Source organism: Streptococcus plurextorum DSM 22810 (assembly GCF_000423745.1).
GTDB lineage: Bacteria > Bacillota > Bacilli > Lactobacillales > Streptococcaceae > Streptococcus > Streptococcus plurextorum.
The window spans coordinates 60972-76872 of the sequence record NZ_AUIO01000004.1 but is presented as its reverse complement, the minus strand read 5'-3'; the positions used below and the strand labels follow the sequence as shown (position 1 = coordinate 76872).

Annotated in this window: 17 protein-coding genes, 2 tRNA genes and 1 other RNA gene; 8 read left to right on the top strand and 12 right to left on the bottom strand. The window is 41.0% G+C overall.

Annotated features, from left to right (window positions below):
• Nucleotides 1-16 precede the first annotated feature (16 nt).
• The 7 genes from mraY to G575_RS0104420 all read right to left on the bottom strand — a co-directional run bounded on the left by mraY (nt 17) and on the right by G575_RS0104420 (nt 7531).
• On the bottom strand, nt 17-1033 hold the full coding sequence (gene mraY, locus G575_RS0104450; RefSeq protein WP_027971647.1) for a phospho-N-acetylmuramoyl-pentapeptide-transferase: 1017 nt from the start codon (nt 1031-1033) through the stop codon (nt 17-19).
• A gap of 1 nt (nt 1034) precedes the next feature.
• The gene (pbp2x, locus tag G575_RS0104445) at nt 1035-3284 is read right to left on the bottom strand and encodes a penicillin-binding protein PBP2X (protein WP_027971646.1); all 2250 of its coding nucleotides are present in this window, start codon (nt 3282-3284) and stop codon (nt 1035-1037) included.
• Nucleotides 3285-3286: 2 nt separating this feature from the next.
• A complete protein-coding gene (gene ftsL, locus G575_RS0104440; protein ID WP_027971645.1) occupies nt 3287-3610 on the bottom strand; it encodes a cell division protein FtsL in 324 nt (107 codons plus the stop codon).
• 12 nt (nt 3611-3622) lie between these two features.
• The gene (rsmH, locus tag G575_RS0104435; protein WP_027971644.1) at nt 3623-4576 is read right to left on the bottom strand and encodes a 16S rRNA (cytosine(1402)-N(4))-methyltransferase RsmH; all 954 of its coding nucleotides are present in this window, start codon (nt 4574-4576) and stop codon (nt 3623-3625) included.
• Nucleotides 4577-4664: 88 nt separating this feature from the next.
• The gene (locus G575_RS0104430; protein WP_027971643.1) at nt 4665-5798 is read right to left on the bottom strand and encodes an ABC transporter ATP-binding protein; all 1134 of its coding nucleotides are present in this window, start codon (nt 5796-5798) and stop codon (nt 4665-4667) included.
• Between the two features lie 412 nt (nt 5799-6210).
• A complete protein-coding gene (locus G575_RS0104425; protein ID WP_027971642.1) occupies nt 6211-7056 on the bottom strand; it encodes a helix-turn-helix domain-containing protein in 846 nt (281 codons plus the stop codon).
• 79 nt (nt 7057-7135) lie between these two features.
• Nucleotides 7136-7531, bottom strand: coding sequence for a hypothetical protein (locus G575_RS0104420; RefSeq protein ID WP_027971641.1), 396 nt, complete (start codon nt 7529-7531; stop codon nt 7136-7138).
• 178 nt (nt 7532-7709) lie between these two features.
• Between G575_RS0104420 and G575_RS0104415 the strand changes: the two genes are divergently transcribed.
• The 4 genes from G575_RS0104415 to G575_RS0104405 all read left to right on the top strand — a co-directional run bounded on the left by G575_RS0104415 (nt 7710) and on the right by G575_RS0104405 (nt 10330).
• Nucleotides 7710-8975 carry an MFS transporter gene (locus G575_RS0104415; RefSeq protein ID WP_027971640.1) on the top strand — a complete coding sequence of 422 codons (1266 nt, stop codon included), beginning with the start codon at nt 7710-7712 and terminating at the stop codon, nt 8973-8975.
• The gene (locus G575_RS0104410; RefSeq protein ID WP_027971639.1) at nt 8963-9994 is read left to right on the top strand and encodes a winged helix-turn-helix domain-containing protein; all 1032 of its coding nucleotides are present in this window, start codon (nt 8963-8965) and stop codon (nt 9992-9994) included. Before G575_RS0104415 ends, G575_RS0104410 begins: the two co-directional genes overlap by 13 nt.
• A gap of 69 nt (nt 9995-10063) precedes the next feature.
• Nucleotides 10064-10257, top strand: a non-coding RNA gene (ssrS, locus tag G575_RS11905) — 6S RNA.
• Nucleotides 10258-10330, top strand: a tRNA-Lys gene (locus tag G575_RS0104405). It abuts the RNA gene before it with no gap.
• Between the two features lie 198 nt (nt 10331-10528).
• Here the strand turns inward: G575_RS0104405 and G575_RS0104400 are convergent.
• The 5 genes from G575_RS0104400 to G575_RS0104380 all read right to left on the bottom strand — a co-directional run bounded on the left by G575_RS0104400 (nt 10529) and on the right by G575_RS0104380 (nt 13906).
• Nucleotides 10529-10615 (bottom strand) — tRNA-Ser (locus G575_RS0104400).
• A gap of 43 nt (nt 10616-10658) precedes the next feature.
• The gene (gene trmB / locus G575_RS0104395; protein ID WP_027971638.1) at nt 10659-11297 is read right to left on the bottom strand and encodes a tRNA (guanosine(46)-N7)-methyltransferase TrmB; all 639 of its coding nucleotides are present in this window, start codon (nt 11295-11297) and stop codon (nt 10659-10661) included.
• Nucleotides 11298-11306: 9 nt separating this feature from the next.
• Nucleotides 11307-12089, bottom strand: coding sequence for a cell cycle regulator CcrZ (gene ccrZ, locus G575_RS0104390; protein ID WP_027971637.1), 783 nt, complete (start codon nt 12087-12089; stop codon nt 11307-11309).
• A 55-nt stretch (nt 12090-12144) separates the two neighbouring features.
• Nucleotides 12145-13179 (bottom strand): ABC transporter permease, encoded by a 1035-nt coding sequence (locus G575_RS0104385; RefSeq protein ID WP_027971636.1) that lies wholly within the window; start codon nt 13177-13179, stop codon nt 12145-12147.
• A 1-nt stretch (nt 13180) separates the two neighbouring features.
• Nucleotides 13181-13906 carry an ABC transporter ATP-binding protein gene (locus tag G575_RS0104380; protein ID WP_027971635.1) on the bottom strand — a complete coding sequence of 242 codons (726 nt, stop codon included), beginning with the start codon at nt 13904-13906 and terminating at the stop codon, nt 13181-13183.
• A gap of 64 nt (nt 13907-13970) precedes the next feature.
• Here G575_RS0104380 and G575_RS0104375 point away from each other — a divergent pair, with 64 nt between their 5' ends.
• From G575_RS0104375 to G575_RS0104360, 4 genes are all read left to right on the top strand, one after another.
• Complete coding sequence (locus G575_RS0104375; protein ID WP_027971634.1) at nt 13971-14396, top strand: HIT family protein; 426 nt, start codon at nt 13971-13973, stop codon at nt 14394-14396.
• The gene (locus tag G575_RS0104370) at nt 14386-14685 is read left to right on the top strand and encodes a hypothetical protein (protein ID WP_027971633.1); all 300 of its coding nucleotides are present in this window, start codon (nt 14386-14388) and stop codon (nt 14683-14685) included. The genes G575_RS0104375 and G575_RS0104370 overlap by 11 nt, the downstream gene beginning before the upstream one ends.
• On the top strand, nt 14682-15032 hold the full coding sequence (locus G575_RS0104365) for a metal-sulfur cluster assembly factor (RefSeq protein ID WP_027971632.1): 351 nt from the start codon (nt 14682-14684) through the stop codon (nt 15030-15032). The genes G575_RS0104370 and G575_RS0104365 overlap by 4 nt, the downstream gene beginning before the upstream one ends.
• A 94-nt stretch (nt 15033-15126) precedes the next feature.
• A complete protein-coding gene (locus G575_RS0104360) occupies nt 15127-15843 on the top strand; it encodes a MerR family transcriptional regulator (RefSeq protein ID WP_027971631.1) in 717 nt (238 codons plus the stop codon).
• The last annotated feature ends 58 nt before the right edge of the window (nt 15844-15901 follow it).

The following is a 15901-nucleotide window of genomic DNA, read 5'->3' as shown; positions in this document are numbered from 1 at the left end:
AAATCCGCTGATTGCTTTATAGATAGAGAATGGCAAGGGTGAGAAGACTAGCAACTGCTCCTACAGTCCACAAAAAGGCATCAACCTTCCACTCACTCCAGCGCTCTGCTTTCCCTGAAAGCCCTCCAAGTTCTAGATGATGGTGAAATGGCGTCATACGGAAAATCCGACGACCTTCACCAAATTTTCTCTTGGTGTATTTAAAATAGGACACCTGAAGCATGACTGATGAGGTTTCAAGGACATAGACCAGTCCTATCAGTAGTAAGGTCCACTCCTGATGGAGTGCAATAGAAAGCGCTGCAAGCAATGCGCCTAAGGCCAATGAACCAACATCTCCCATGAAAATCTTGGCAGGCTTTCTATTGAAAAGAAAGAAACCTAGCAGTGCCCCAATCATGGTGACGATTGTCAGTAAAATATCAAACTGTCCTTGCTTAAAGGCAATAACGGCATAGGACGTTAGGCTAATCACTACTGAAATTGAAGCCAAGCCATCAATACCATCAGTCAGGTTAACAGCATTGGAAAAACCGACTAGCCAAAAGAGGACAAAAGCGATATAGAAAATACCGAGATGAATCTGATGCCCAAAAACATTGAGACTGTCTTGACCAGTCGACTGCACATGAACAAGGTAAAATATCAAACCACCTACAATCTGCGCCAGCAATTTCTGGATAGAAGTCAGACCTTCGTTGACTTTCCTGAAAATTTTCAAGAAGTCATCAAGAAAGCCAATCGTGCCGTAAATTGCGAGAACAAATAAAATACCGACAACTGCAGTCCAAGGAGTTTTCAAGCTACCATTGGCATTAACGATGACAAAAAAGATCGTGGTCACTAAACAGGCTACTATTAGAAAAACTGTCCCCCCCATAGTCGGAGTTCCCGCTTTTTCAATGTGTTGCTTAACATCTTCGTGCATCTGTTGTCCACCAATTTTTTTGATTTGAAAAAATCGGATAAAATGTGGCATGGCAATAGCCGTCAATAGGAAAGCCACTAGGCCTGCCATCAAAATTAATAACATCTTAGTCTCCTAAAGTAATTGTCATTTCCTTAAGTTTGGAAATATCGCTTCCTGCATCAACGCTCTGCTTAACAACGACCTTTCCAGAACCTTTGTAAGTTACCGTAATGCCTTGCCATTCCGCAAAGGTATCCATATTTTCCTTAGTCCATCCATACATGTCTGGTAAGGTTTTAAGATTGTCTGTGAGCAGTAACACTTGAGCATTCTCAGTCAATTTGCTGCCTTCTTTAACAGAGCTTTGAAGAATGGTTTCACCATTTCCAACGAGAATCGGATGTACCAGATTACGGCGTAAGGTGTCTGCTGTGGTTCCGGACGGTTTTCCAATGACGGTCGGAAGTTTATAAGTGGATACCTTTGAGCTCACTGGTACGACCTGGCTAGTGAGTTCCTCTTTCATCAGCATCGCCTGCTCTAAGACAGGATTGAAAATATCTTTCCAATAAATACCATTGAAAGTCTCACCCTGCTGTACGGTAACATACATCATAAATTCAGGCTCATTAGAAGGAACCATGGCAATGACTGAGTTAATCACGTCCGTACTTTTTTCCAAGTATCCGCCATTTTTTTCATCAGCGATTTCAGCGCTTCCTGATTTTACGGCAACACTCTCATTGTTAACCTGAATAATAGGGCCACCGACAGAAGAAGCATAGAGCGTTCCCCAAACAGGGTCTGTTGCGACCGTTACCATATACTGCCTTGTCTCTCTCGCGGCTTTCTCTGATACGGGTTTTCCCACGATTTCTGGTGAAATCACACGGCTAGTATCTGTATTGGGATCGTAAATTTGACTGATGATATGTGGTTCTAACATAACACCGTCATTTGAAATGGCTGAAAAAGCTCGTAGCATTTGAATTTGAGTAACGTTGATAGCATGGCCAAAAGCTGACATGGCAATACTTACAAGGTTATCTTCGGGAAGTGAGCCCACACCTTCTTCTAACATGCCAAATCGAGTACGAGTACCAAAACGGAATTTCGACAAGTAATCAAGCCAGAGCTCGTCTCCCATTGCTTGTTGCAGGTGCAACATCCCAACGTTACTAGAGTGAGCAAAACCTTGAGCCATCGTCAGGTAATTCCCATCAGTCAATCCTTGGTTGACATCCCAGTCTTTAATGGTCGCATCGGCTATCTGATACTTATCACTATAATAAGTCTGATTCGGATTAAACGTCCCATTGTCGATAGCAGATGCCAAAGTAAAGACTTTCATGGTTGAACCTGGCTCAAATTGCCCCTGATAAAGCAATGTGCTCCAAGTCCCAAGTTGGTCACTATTTAGACCTTCTAGGGTACTAGCGTTAAAGGTCGGTCTTTGACTAGTCGCTAAAATCTCCCCAGTCTTAGCATTGACCAGAGTCGCACTAATATATTTAGCAGTGGCTTTTTCAGCCAAAAGGTCCATCTGAGTCTCTAAGGTGACTTGTAGGGGTTGTGATAAGGTCGTGTAAACATCCTTGCCTTCAACAGAGGGTTTCACTGGGGTAGCTGCCCCTAGCAATACGTTACCATTCTTATCTTTTTGATAACTAACAATGCCATCAGTCCCTGACAAAAGGCTATTTAAAGAGGCTTCTAGACCCATCGTTCCTTCAAAAGATTTTGTGCCATCCTTTTCCTCGACCAATTGGGCTAAGCCAATGAATTGAGAAGCAAAGGTTCCATTTGGATACATACGCCCAGGGTTCGTTTCAAAACCGACACCTTTAATCCCCGCTTCTTCAACAGCCTTTGAAACTGTCAACATCGTGCTGTAAGAGAGATTATTTCCCTTGACACCAAACGACGTTTGAGAAAGACCGTCTTGTTCCAATAGGCTGACAACATAGTCCTTCTCCATGCCTAAATGCTCTTCAAAAATGGTGGCTAATTCATCAAATTGAGACGACTGCACATAGAGCTTATTCCCCTTAACATCAACATAATCCTTATTGATAACCGCATAAACAGAATAAGTTGTCGAGTCTTCAGCAATGATATTACCATGTCGGTCATAGATCGTGCCTCGCTTTGCCTGAGCCTTTACCTGTAATTGGTAAACCTGAGAGGCTTTTTCAGATAATTTTTGACCATTTTTGCTATCTGTCCCAATAATAATGGCAAAGTTAATCAAAAAAATAAAGAAGGTAAAAATGGACACAATCATCAGATTCTGTCCGACACGCTTTCTATTGAGGTTAGGACTCTTCCGATCTTTCACAGCATAGTCCAAAAATAACTGGCTTAGTTTTTTCATGATTATTCAACTTTCTGGATGCTATCCGTTCGGGGCTCCAATGCTGCCTCTTCAGCAATCTTAATAACCCTCTCTCTCTGAAGAAGTTCGTTAACTTCCTGCTTGGCATTATTGTATTCTGTCTGTTGTGTATTTAAACTTCCATTAAGTTCTGAAATAACTTGTTGCAATTGTAAGTTTTTACTTTGTAAATAAATCAGGCTAATGGCCATAGTAATAGCAGAGATAATAATTGTGGCATAAAAAACTTTTTCTAGGCGCGTAAATTGACGAAAGCGCCGTTGAACCATTTGAGTAAGAGCCTCTTGCTGTTTATCTGCTGACATAATTAACCTCTTTTAGTGATGTATTTTTCTAGCGACACGCAGCTTAGCTGAATGCGCACGGTTATTAGCATCAAGTTCTTCTTGGCTAGGTAAAATAGGCTTTCGAGAAACCAATTCAAACTTGGGTTTTAACTCTTCTGGGATAAAAGGCAGACCCTTTGGCACCTCTACTGTTGACGCAGCTTTAAAGAGTTGTTTGGTCAAACGATCCTCCAAAGAGTGGAAGGTGATTACCGAAATGCGCCCACCAACCCTGAGCATGTCCATAGCTTGCTGAATAGACTCATCTGCTGCTCCAAGCTCATCATTAACTTCAATACGGATTGCTTGGAAAAGTTGCTTGGCTGGATGTCCTTTTTTCTTAAGCTCTTTAGCAGGTTTGGCTGATTTTATAAGCTCCGAAAGTTCTGTCGTCGTTTCAATCGGTTTTATCGCCCGAGCTTGTTCGATTTTTCGCGCTACTTGCTTAGAAAATTTATCCTCACCATATTTGAAGAAAATTTGAACCAATTCATGGTAATCATAGCCATTGACGACATCATAGGCTGTCAATGGATAATCTTGATTCATCCGCATATCAAGCGGTGCTTCTTTTTTATAAGAAAAGCCACGCTCACGCTCATCCAATTGTGGACTAGAGACACCTAAATCATACAAGATACCGTCAATTTCAAACACCCCTTGCTGATTCAAACGACTTTTTAAATGCCTGAAATTATCCTTGATAAAAGTCACCATGCCTCTATCCATATAATCCTTGAGTTTTATTTTAGCATTATCAATAGCCTTTTGATCTTGATCAAAGCAATACAAATGCCCCTTATCGCTAAGTTGGGATAACAAATAGGACGAATGCCCTGCCCCACCCAAAGTAGCATCAACATAAATACCATCTGGCTTAATATCAAGTAAATCAACGGTCTCTTGAAGCAAGACTGTCACGTGGTGAAATTCTCTTGTAGTCATAACTTTTATTATAGCACAAAAAAAAGCTTTCTGTCTAAAATTAAGAAAGCATAAAAACCCGCAAATGCGGGCTTGATTTAGGAGTATCTTATTTAATGCGTTTTTCTGTCTCTAAGTCAAAGAAGTGACCTTTAGCAACGTTAAATGTCAACTCAACTTGCTCACCTGGATTATGGAAATCGCGGGCATCAACACGAGAAGCAAACTCGCTTTCACCTACTTTAACATAGAGCATGGTTTCGCTACCTAAAAGCTCTGATACCATAACTTCAGCTTTAACAGTCGCATCTGGATACGTGTCATGCACGATTGGATTGCCTGAAATATCTTCTGGACGAATACCAAAGATCAGTTCTTTTCCTTTGTATCCTGCAGTTTCAAGCATTTTCACTTGACCTTCTGGCAATTTCAATGACAGACCGTCTTTGCTGATGAGTTTGCCATCTTCTACTTTTACAGTGAAGAAGTTCATAGCTGGGCTTCCGATGAATCCTGCAACAAATTTGTTTGCTGGTTCATTGTAAAGCTCTTGAGGGGTACCGATTTGTTCCACACGTCCAATAGTTCCAGACCCTTCTGGGTTTTTAGTTGACGACATGATAACGATACGGTCAGCCAATGTCATCGCTTCTGTTTGGTCGTGGGTAACGTAAATCGTTGTCGCACCAATACGACGGTGAATTTTAGCAATTTCTGCACGCATGGACACGCGTAATTTTGCATCCAAGTTTGACAAAGGCTCATCCATGAGGAAAACTTTTGCGTCACGGACAATAGCACGTCCCATGGCAACACGCTGGCGCTGTCCTCCTGAAAGGTCTGCTGGTTTACGAGTCAAGAACTCTGTCAAACCAAGGATTTCAGCTGCTTCTTTAACGCGCTTGTCAATTTCCTCTTTTGAGTATTTACGCAATTTCAGACCAAATGCCATGTTGTCATACACCGTCATATGTGGGTAAAGGGCATAGTTCTGGAAAACCATAGCGATGTCACGGTCTTTTGGCGCTTCATCGTTCATGAGTTTATCATCAATGTAAAATTCACCTTCTGTAATATCCTCAAGTCCCGCAATCATGCGAAGAGTTGTTGATTTACCACATCCTGAAGGTCCTACGAAAACGATAAATTCTTTATCTTTGATATCTAGGTTGAAATTTTCAACAGAATAATGAGTGCTTTTTGGATACTTTTTATAAATGTTATTCAGTTTTAGTGTTGTCATAAGTGCATTTCCTTATCTCTTATTTTGATACTCTAATCATACCAAAAGCGCTTTTATTTTGTCTATGGTCAGCCTAAACAGATTTTTGGGCAACATGCACAAAACCCAAGATTGACTTGGGCATAGCGTGTAGATAAAGTTTAGTTTCAACTAAAACAAACTAACTAGTTCTGCTAGCTTAAGGACTGGTTCCCGATTTTGTCAGAAAAAGCACGTAATATCAGATGCTTCCTGCATTGGTAAAAGTGATGGCAACACTTATCGTTTCCCCGCTCGTCATTTTTGAGACCTTGAGCTCAAAATAAGGTATAGACTTTCAAAGGATACCCCTGTCGTTCGTACCACTTAAGGCAAGTAGCTAAAAGAACTTTTACTACAATCTGAAAGACAACCATTGACTTGGATAGTAGGCTTAATCTTCCAATAAAAGCCAATAACAAAGGGCTAAATCATCTAGTTTTTTCAGATTAAGTCCAGATAAACGCTGAAATTTGTCCATTTTATATTGCAGGCTATTGCGGTGAAGGTATAGCATTTGGGAAGCCTGCACCTGATTACCGTGACTCTCCCACAGAGCATGAATCACATCTACCATTTCAGATTGCTGTGATAGATAGGACTTGAGTTTTTCCTTGAAAATACCGCCTCCTCGGTTGTTGCTTAAAGCCCAGAGCATGATTTTCGAAAAGCTCTGAACTTTTTCCGAAGAATGACCTACTATAAAGTCTGTAAAAAGGGCCATTTCAGCCTGAAAGATCGATGGCAAGCTCTCACTATCTAACTGAGACCAACTATTTCCCAAGAACACTTCTAAAGACAGGCCAAAATCACTCTCAATTGTAGCCAGTAATTCACGCAAGAGAATCAAAAAATCTCCCCCTTGATCCTCTACTAACAAGAGAGCTGTACGATTTCTTTCTGTTTGAATCAGGGCAACTTGTCCCATCAATAAGTCCCCTAGAAGCTGTAATAAATCTTGCGATAAGTCTTGAGAATGTTGGATATGAAGAAATTGGTAGGTCAGGTATTGCTCGGGTTGTACTTGACTATCCCCCAGTAAAAAACTTGCCCAGGGAGACTTCTTCTCCTGCCAAGCTTCTTCTTCTAGCAACAGTTGCAAGAAGGCTAACTCTCTCTCTGTCAAATCCGCTTTAGCAATCTGAAGCCATGACTTCTTATAGGGAACAGTTATCATGTCCGTTTCTGTCGCAAAGCTTCTGCTTAATCTAGCATTGGGAAATAAGCTTTTCCAGTCCATAAGTGCTCCTTTTTAAGCTATTTTCTCTCATTATACACCAAAAAATAAGAAAAAGGGGAGACCTACTCCCCTTTTTGATTTATTTTTGGCGTTCAAGCTCAACTGTTGAGCCGTTAACCGTTATTTCTAAATTTTTAGCTTTGTTGATACTATACGTCCCTTCAATAGACAAGGCATCCGCACCGCCGATTGTTTCGATCGCTGCTTTGATTAGTTCAGATGCTTTTGAATCATCATAAGCAATAGAGATGGTTTTGTCCTTAGGCGAAAGTGTTCCAGTAACTGGGATTTCCATCTCAAGTCCAAGTTGAGAAGTGGATAGCGTTCCCGTAACCTTTTCCCCTTTAAGTGTCACAGTCATCGTCATACCGCTCTCAGTATGTGAGTAGGTACCATCACTTGAACTGCCACTGCAAGCAACCATTACAAAGAGTGCTGATAAAGCTGTTACCAAAAGCAATAATTTCTTTTTCATATTAAAAATCTCCTTATTTTTACTCTTATCATATAAGAATTAAAAAGATCTGTCAATCTATTTCAGGATAAAGTTTTTACTTTACAAAAAAACAAGTGTTGACTTTTCAGAATTAACGTGATATCCTTTCATTAAGTAATTACTTTATTTTTTATACAATATTTACTTGAGGTGTTTTATGAAAAAGATTTTTGCCAATAAAACCTATCTAGCGATTATCACATCTGATCTCTTATCCAATTTCGGTGATGTCCTTTACTACATAGCACTGATGAACTATGTTCTCCTTCTTCCCAATCCTAGCTTCGCTTTGTCCATCATCACCATATCTGAGACCCTTCCCACCTTTAGTCGCTTACTGACTGGCTACTGGGCAGATCGGACACCAAACAAACTAAGCACTATTCAAATGACCATGCTCCTGCGCATGGCCATCTATGGTATCTTAGGACTCATTATGACGTTTAAGCCCGCACTTTGGATTGTCATCATAGCGGCTGTCTTTAACTTTTTTTCGGATTTGGCGGGACAATACGAAAATGGCCTTTACATCCCCATTAGTCTGCGTATCATTTCCAAAGAAGACCGAGCTGAGTTTACAGGCTTTAGCCAGAGTATGGGGCTTGTCTCTAGCCTTCTGTTTCAGTCAGCAGGTGCTCTTCTCATCACGGTCATGACTTTTTCCCAATTGGCCTTTGTCAATGCCGCAACTTTTGGACTATCTTTCACTGTCTTCTCGCTGATCAAGCCGAGAATCAGACAACTATTTATTCAGAAGCCACTTGAGGAAACTAACAACCAATCGACGAAGTCTCTTTTCAAGGACATATGGCTAAATCTCACCTTAGCCTTTAGTGAGATGAAAGGTATATCTGAACTTAGGGACTGTCTCATCATTGTGCCACTTTTGAACGGACTCGGAGCTATTTTAACAACCATTTTGACCCTTGTCATGAGTGACAATAAGGATTTTATCATCATTAGTCCTGCCACTTCCCTTGCTATCTTCAATACGAGCAATATTATCGGTGCTCTACTAGGTGGCATTCTCTCTATGAATCTCTTGAAGCCTCTCTCAACCTTTAACGCCATGAAACTAGCTACATTTCTGATGACTGGTTGTCTTTTTGGCTTTTATTGCCAAAACATTTGGATTGTCCTTATCTTTCTCTTCCCTATGGGCATCATTTCAGGAGCTGTCAATCCAAAGTTGCAAACAGTGATTTACAACTCTATTTCAGAAGATAAGATTGCTACCGTCACTGCAGGTATTGTGACATGGTTTAGCTTAGGTATTGTTGCTACGCGCCTTTTTCTATCAACTCTCATGCCAATTCTTTCGGTAACTTGGATAAGTCTGCTTCTTTTCTTGCTCAGCTTGGCACTTTTGGGTTATACTATGAGTGATCTTATCAAAAAGAAAGTGTCTCTATGGAATTCTTAATCAGCAAACACCAAAGCCAAATCATCGAATACCTCTGCATTCCAACCCTTCTGTTAGCCGATTATAGTCAGGTGGATCTGACACGGGAAGAACGCGAGCTTATCAGTGATATTTATGCAGATCTGGAAACCTTGAAAAAACTCTTGGAGCCCTATAAAGATGGTATTTCCCGGTATGTCCTAACTCGCGATATTGATAATCTGATGTTAGCGCTCTACCGCAACATCCTAAAGGAGGGAAAAGATCCCAAGACCATACAAGAACTCTACCCTCTCCTGTTAGAGACATCAGAGGACAAGCTACGCAACATTTTTCTTGATGTCATCTCGCCAGACGGCGAAACCATTTCAACCGAAGAAGAGCTCCGCAATTTTTTGGAAGAAGATAGCATTTCAGAAAATCAAAAGTGGCGGGTCTTTTGGTCCTACCATCATCTCAAGGAAACCCTTGCTAATATGGTGGCACTTTACAAGAAAATCGTCCCTATCTATCAGCCTTTCTATGCCAAGTATGAACCTGAGGTTGATCAGATGATTGAGGGTCTGGATATCCTAGAGCTGTACAGAGATTCTCCCTTTGATGGCGTGGGTTTCCTAGAAAAGACCAAGAAAACTAAAGCGCGCGTCTTTGTGACTTCACCACTTCACCTGTCCAACATCTTTATGAATGATGAAGACGCCCCTGACCAACCGGTCTATATTCAAACTTACGCTAGAGCTGAACATTTTGTCAAAGGGCGTCAGGCACTTCAAAAAGACACTCTAGATATCGCCATCAAGGCGTTGAGTGACCCTATTCGTTATGAGATTTTAAGCATTGTTTCCAGCACCACTTTGAAAAACAAAGAGATCGCAGCTCAACTTGATACCACTCCTGCTAATGTCTCTTTCCACATCCAAAAACTCATTAACGCTGGCCTTCTCAACTTTTCCATTGATAAAAACCTCTCCCGATATACTCTTAATAAAGGATTTCTTAAGCAATGCTTGGAGAAAATAAGTACTGACTTCAATCTTTGATAAGCGGTTACAAAATTTTGTAAAATCCCTTGAATTTTTGATAAAAAATGGTATCATTAAGATACAGAAATCTTGCTGTGGCATACGAATTCACATCTATGTGTTGACCGACTATTTTTTGTATTTACCGGGAAACAAAAGTCTTTCTCCAGTATGTAGGCCGTTACACGCGGAAACAACTAAGGCGAAGCGAGTTGCCCACCTGCTTTTATTGCGCGGGTTCAATACAAAACGTGAATCACCGGTGCCAATGCAGCTTTTTTGCCTCCTTAGCTCAGCTGGCAGAGCAGCGGACTCTTAATCCGTGGGTCACAGGTTCGATCCCTGTAGGGGGTATGATAAGTAAAAAGGCTGATTCTTCAGCGCTTTTTTCTTTCTCAAAAAATCTTATTGAAACTAGTCACTGCTAGTAGTTTTTTGCTTATGAATAATCGTGGTTGATTTATCTGTGGAGGCATGAGCACTATCCTATTAGTTTATATCATGTCATAACTAACAAAACCTCAGCAATGCTGAGGTTTTGTTAGTTAGTTAAGGAGAGGAGGGGATTCGAACCCCCGAGCCCCGTTAAGGACTACACGCTTTCCAAGCGTGCGCACTCGGCCACTATGCGACCTCTCCATTCGATGAGTTTTCAACTCATCAAGTATATCATATTTTAGTTTTAAAATCTAGCTTCCACCCGATAAATAACTTGACCTTTATCAGAAAATTTCTTTTCATATTCCGTCATGACATTCCCCTCAAAGCTATCATCAGCATGAAGATCTAGCCAAACTTGCTTGAGAATCATACCATACTGCGAAAAGCTGGCTAGACTGTACTCAAAAAGTCCTCGGTTATCTGTTTTAAAATGAATCTCTCCATTTTCCGGTAAGATTTGTTTATAGGTCTCTAGAAATGTTTTATAGGTCAAGCGGCGCTTCTCATGCTTAGTCTTTGGCCAAGGATCAGAGAAATTTAGATACATCAAATCAACTTCACCATCTTCAAAATAGTTAGTGAGACTAGACCCGTCGACACGAAGCAACTTAACATTTGTTGCGCCACTTTCTAGAACTTTGTCCAAGGCATAGCTAATCACAGATAGTTGAATATCAATACCAATATAATTGATATCTGGATGTTTCAAGGCCATCCCTGTGATAAATCCTCCCTTACCAGATCCCACCTCAATATGAATAGGGTTATTGTTACCAAAAACCTCGTGCCACTTTCCTTTGGAAGCCTCTGGGGTCAGGATAACTAAGTTGGGATGGTTTGCTAAGTGCTCTTCTGCACCTTTTCGTTTTCTAACTCTCATGTCATCTTTCTAAAATAATTGTCTAAATTGGCGGAGCTCATAAATTTCACGGTTAACATGCTCCATATCCCTACCGTCATAGAACTTCAAAATCTGTGACAAATAAGAAAGCTGGCCGTACCAATAGAGCTTTTTCTTAACAAGGTCATTATTTTTATAACCATAATAGCTCAGCCATTCTTCCCAACGAGCATGCGGAATGTAGTGACTTAAGATGTGCGCCACATCGTACATACGATCTGTCAAGCGAACCGAATCCCAATCCACCAGATAGACCATACCGCTCGTCGTGATAATCCAATTACTATGACGAACATCCCCGTGAACAATAGTTGCAAGCTCGGGATTAAAATCTGGAAGCGTCCGTTTCAGTTCACTAACAATGGATTGCAAGTAGGTATTTTCCCGCAGTTGCATAGGAGCATTTTTATCCCAGTCTTGAAGAAGTTCAAAAGGATTTTCAATACTGTAATTCAGTTGTAAGAGCTGATTGACTAATGCTTTTGAGCGATGTAACTGTTGTAAAATTTGAGCAATCTGCTTGCTGTTCATGTCTGATTTGCTTAATAATCGACCGTCTAACCACTCTTGAGCACTCATCATATCGCCATTTACTGTGCGTTTAGCCCACAACAGTTGCGGCGCAATTTGCTCCTTAGCTAAGGCTGCCAAAATCGGTGTTGTGTTTAATTTTACAAAAACGCGTTCGCCATTTGGATAAACACCCATAAAAGCTTGGCCACTTTTTCCCATTAAGGGTTTTAAGGTTAAGTCTTTATCTGTCGTAGTCACCTTAACCCTCCTTTTTCTCTTGTCATTCCTTATTATTTTACTTGTTTTCAAGCCTCTAGTCAATTATCTTCTTTACTTTGTAGGCTAGGTAACCCTCAACCAGAAGGACGCTGGTGAGCAATAGCAGAGCGATTTTATACCTATCTCCTGCACCAGCCATTTCCACTAGCGTCAATAGATACAGGACAACTCTAAGAAAACTATGCAGATTGGCTTTTTTTAAAGCATTTCCGCTTGGAAACAGCTGTGTCAGGTACTGGTAATCGTAATGCTTAGCCAGTGCTAAGAGTTGAAATGCCAATAGGTAGTTGAAGAAGAACGCTATCCCAGCTCCTAGCCAATATTCTTTGATAAATAGGACCGCAAGAAGCGCCAAGAAAGCTAATCTTAGGGTCAAAGCTAGGTAATCTCCCGACCTTAAAAAAGCACGCAAATAAAGATTTTGCCAAGTTTTTTTAGGAGTCTTTGCAAGCCATTTTGTCACACCATCTAAATAAGAACGGCGTTTGACACTAGAAGAAATCCCCTTAACCTTTGTAAACAGAGCAAAAAATTTCAAAATTGTCTGCTGTCGCCTGCGCTCTGCCTCAATGGCAATTTGCCAATTCAACTGATTTCCTGATAGCAGTTTTCCTACTTTGAATTGCATGACTAAGAATTTTACAATCAATAATATCGTAGCAAGGGCTATAAACTCCCATAAGGAGCGACCTAAGGCTAGAAAAATAGGATAAAGGCCAATCAGAAGAAGCATCTGAAGTCCCCCCCAGATCAGAAAAGCATATAAACCTGCTTGTTTGATCCAGCTTACTAGTTCCTTTTCTTTGGGAAGGAGGTAGAGCTGATCAGCAGATTCCAAATAAGTTGCTGGACTTCCAAATGACAGTGAAACCAAAATCAAGGCGAGTAAAGCTGTGATGACTCCAAAAGGATTATCTGGGAACTGTCGCAACAGCTGACTATACTGATAGAGCAGAAAACCAGCTAAAAAAAGCAATACTAAGACAAAATGGTCATTGAGAACATATTTTAAATAGTTGAGGCACTGCTTATGAAACTGTTGCCTGCGTTTAATAAAAAGACGATTCATCTTAACCTTCTTTCGTCAGTGCTAGATAAATATCATTAAGAGAAGCACTGCTATTCCCAAAAGTCTCTCGAAGGTCATCTAGTGTCCCTTGTGCCCTGACTTCTCCTTTGTGAAGAATGACAAAGCGATCACACATTTTCTCAGCCGAGTCCAGGACATGTGTTGACATCAAAATCGATGTCCCTTTTTCTTTTTCAGCTGCTAGAAGACCGATTAAATCATTGATGGCTAAAGGATCAAGCCCTAAGAATGGCTCATCCACAATCAAGAGACTTGGGTTGACCACAAAGGCACAGATAATCATCACCTTCTGTTTCATTCCTTTTGAAAACTGGGTTGGAAACCAATCTAACTTATCAGAGAGGCGGAAAGTATCTAGTAAAGACTTGGCCCTATCTAGAGCTGTCTCCACAGGAATATCGTAGGCCATGGCAATTGTTTCAATATGTTCACGTAAGGTCAGCTCTTCATAAAGGCTCGGCGTCTCTGGAATAAAACCAATCTTTGAACGATAAGCTGCTGCATCATCAGATAACGTGAGGCCATCAATGGCAATTCTCCCCTCATAGGGCGTCAAAAGTCCTATAATCTCATTGATCGTGGTAGATTTCCCTGCACCATTTAAGCCAATAAGGCCCACCAATTCACCATCAGCAACCTCAAAGGTCACTTTTTTTAAGACTGGCAGATTGACATATCCGCCTGTTACATTTTCTAGTTTTAGCATTCTTTTCTCTCACTTTTTTGATATAATGATTATACCAAAAATGATGGAAAGTTAGGTAAGTAAAATGGCAGATTGTATTTTTTGTAAAATCATCTCTGGGGATATCCCTTCCTGTAAGATTTATGAGGATGAGGAAGTGCTAGCTTTTCTAGATATTTCTCAAACGACTAAAGGGCATACCCTACTCATCCCAAAGATCCACGTTAGAAATATCCTAGACATGACCGAAAGCACTGCTTCTAGCCTTTTTGCTCGCCTGCCAAAAATTGCGCGTGCCCTACAAAAAGCTACTGGAGCACCAGCCATGAACATCATTAACAACAGCGAAGAAATAGCTGGTCAGACGGTTTTTCACGCCCATATTCATCTCGTTCCCCGATACGGCTCAGAAGACGGCCTTTCTATCCGTTACACGACCAACGAACCTGATTTTGCGGTTTTGGGAAAAATGGCAGAGCAGATTGCCAAGGAGGTTACTGATGAAGCTTAAACCCTTTCTCATCACAGGACTTCTGGCTGCGGGAGCGACTTATCTCTACAAAAATCAAGACAAAATCACACGTCAGTTCAATGAGACAAGCGCTCGCATCAAAGAAAGCCAAACAAGCCTTTCAACGATTAAGAATAGCTTGACAACCTTAACAGAACAAAAAGCTAACCTGGAAACTATCAATCAAGACTTAACCTACCAGTTCCGAGTTTTTAATCAGGAAATACAAGCCCACCTAGCCCAAATTAAATCCGTAACTGACAAATACCAGAGCAAAGGAGACTCATGAGAGACGATATCACCTTAAATAGTCGTGCCGCTTCCCTGTCAGATCAGCTGATTACAGTCTTTGAAACCATATTTGACCCTGAAATTGAGCTGGATATCTACAATTTGGGACTGATTTATGACATCAACCTAGACGAAAGCGGACATCTAGAATTACTAATGACCTTTACGGACACTAACTGTGGTTGCGCAGATACTATGCCCACCGAAATTGCTGACAAATTAACCAAGATTGACGGCATTAACTCCGTTAAGGTCAACATTACCTATACCCCTGTATGGAAGATGACCCGCATTTCACGTTACGGGCGTATCGCCCTTGGGATTAGCCCTCGTGGCGGAAAATGAGCCTCTGGGCTTATTTTTTTATCAAAAATACCAAAAAAGGCTTGACTCTGACCTTACGTCAGCCTTTAATATAAACTTTGAGAGGAGAAGAGTGATGAAAACTGTAAAAGAAGTGAGTCAGCTAGCTGGCGTTAGTATTCGTACTTTACATCATTACGACAAGGTAGGGTTACTAAAACCGACGGCCTTGTCCCAATCAGGCTACCGCCTCTACGACGACCAGGCACTCTTGCGTCTGCAGACCATACTGTTATTTCGTGAACTCGACATGCCTCTCAAATACATTTTAGACTTGCTTGATGCGGATGAAGTCACGAAGCAACATATTTTAGCAGAGCAACTTCAAATTTTGCAACTAAAACGGCGCCATTTAGACAAAATCATCGGGCTCACGCAAGCACTGATAAAAGGAGACGATAAAATGGATTTCACAACATTCAATCAAGAAGAGCTAAAAGCCTTACAAGAAGAAGCTAAGTCAAGATGGGGGCATACTGAAGCCTATCAAGACTTTCAAGCTAGAAATGCCGTAGCCGATGTCGCTAAACTCAATAGCGACATGATGACGATCTTTGCACAATTCAAGCCCTTGATGACCTTGACAGTTGACGACAGCTTGGTTCAGCGACAGGTCAAACACTTGCAAAGCTATATCAGCCAACACTTTTACCCTTGTAACAATCAAATACTAGAAGGTCTTGGGGAAATGTACAGCTCGGATAGCCGATTTACGGAGACCATTGATCAGCATGCTGGACAAGGGGTTAGCCAGTTTGTCAGCCAAGCTATTGCCCATTTTGTCAAACTGTAGGCCCTTCATATCAAAAGGCTTAGAACATTTTCTAAGCCTTTTCCAATATTCAAATAGA

Excerpts from the sequence above, each read along its gene's own strand:
- mraY (WP_027971647.1), bottom strand. The coding sequence starts at position 1,033 with ATGTTATTAATTTTGATGGCAGGCCTAGTGGCTTTCCTATTGACGGCT.
- pbp2x (WP_027971646.1), bottom strand. The coding sequence starts at position 3,284 with ATGAAAAAACTAAGCCAGTTATTTTTGGACTATGCTGTGAAAGATCGG.
- ftsL (WP_027971645.1), bottom strand. The coding sequence starts at position 3,610 with ATGTCAGCAGATAAACAGCAAGAGGCTCTTACTCAAATGGTTCAACGG.
- rsmH (WP_027971644.1), bottom strand. The coding sequence starts at position 4,576 with ATGACTACAAGAGAATTTCACCACGTGACAGTCTTGCTTCAAGAGACC.
- G575_RS0104430 (WP_027971643.1), bottom strand. The coding sequence starts at position 5,798 with ATGACAACACTAAAACTGAATAACATTTATAAAAAGTATCCAAAAAGC.
- G575_RS0104425 (WP_027971642.1), bottom strand. The coding sequence starts at position 7,056 with ATGGACTGGAAAAGCTTATTTCCCAATGCTAGATTAAGCAGAAGCTTT.
- G575_RS0104420 (WP_027971641.1), bottom strand. The coding sequence starts at position 7,531 with ATGAAAAAGAAATTATTGCTTTTGGTAACAGCTTTATCAGCACTCTTT.
- G575_RS0104415 (WP_027971640.1), top strand. The coding sequence starts at position 7,710 with ATGAAAAAGATTTTTGCCAATAAAACCTATCTAGCGATTATCACATCT.
- G575_RS0104410 (WP_027971639.1), top strand. The coding sequence starts at position 8,963 with ATGGAATTCTTAATCAGCAAACACCAAAGCCAAATCATCGAATACCTC.
- trmB (WP_027971638.1), bottom strand. The coding sequence starts at position 11,297 with ATGAGAGTTAGAAAACGAAAAGGTGCAGAAGAGCACTTAGCAAACCAT.
- G575_RS0104385 (WP_027971636.1), bottom strand. The coding sequence starts at position 13,179 with ATGAATCGTCTTTTTATTAAACGCAGGCAACAGTTTCATAAGCAGTGC.
- G575_RS0104380 (WP_027971635.1), bottom strand. The coding sequence starts at position 13,906 with ATGCTAAAACTAGAAAATGTAACAGGCGGATATGTCAATCTGCCAGTC.
- G575_RS0104375 (WP_027971634.1), top strand. The coding sequence starts at position 13,971 with ATGGCAGATTGTATTTTTTGTAAAATCATCTCTGGGGATATCCCTTCC.
- G575_RS0104370 (WP_027971633.1), top strand. The coding sequence starts at position 14,386 with ATGAAGCTTAAACCCTTTCTCATCACAGGACTTCTGGCTGCGGGAGCG.
- G575_RS0104365 (WP_027971632.1), top strand. The coding sequence starts at position 14,682 with ATGAGAGACGATATCACCTTAAATAGTCGTGCCGCTTCCCTGTCAGAT.
- G575_RS0104360 (WP_027971631.1), top strand. The coding sequence starts at position 15,127 with ATGAAAACTGTAAAAGAAGTGAGTCAGCTAGCTGGCGTTAGTATTCGT.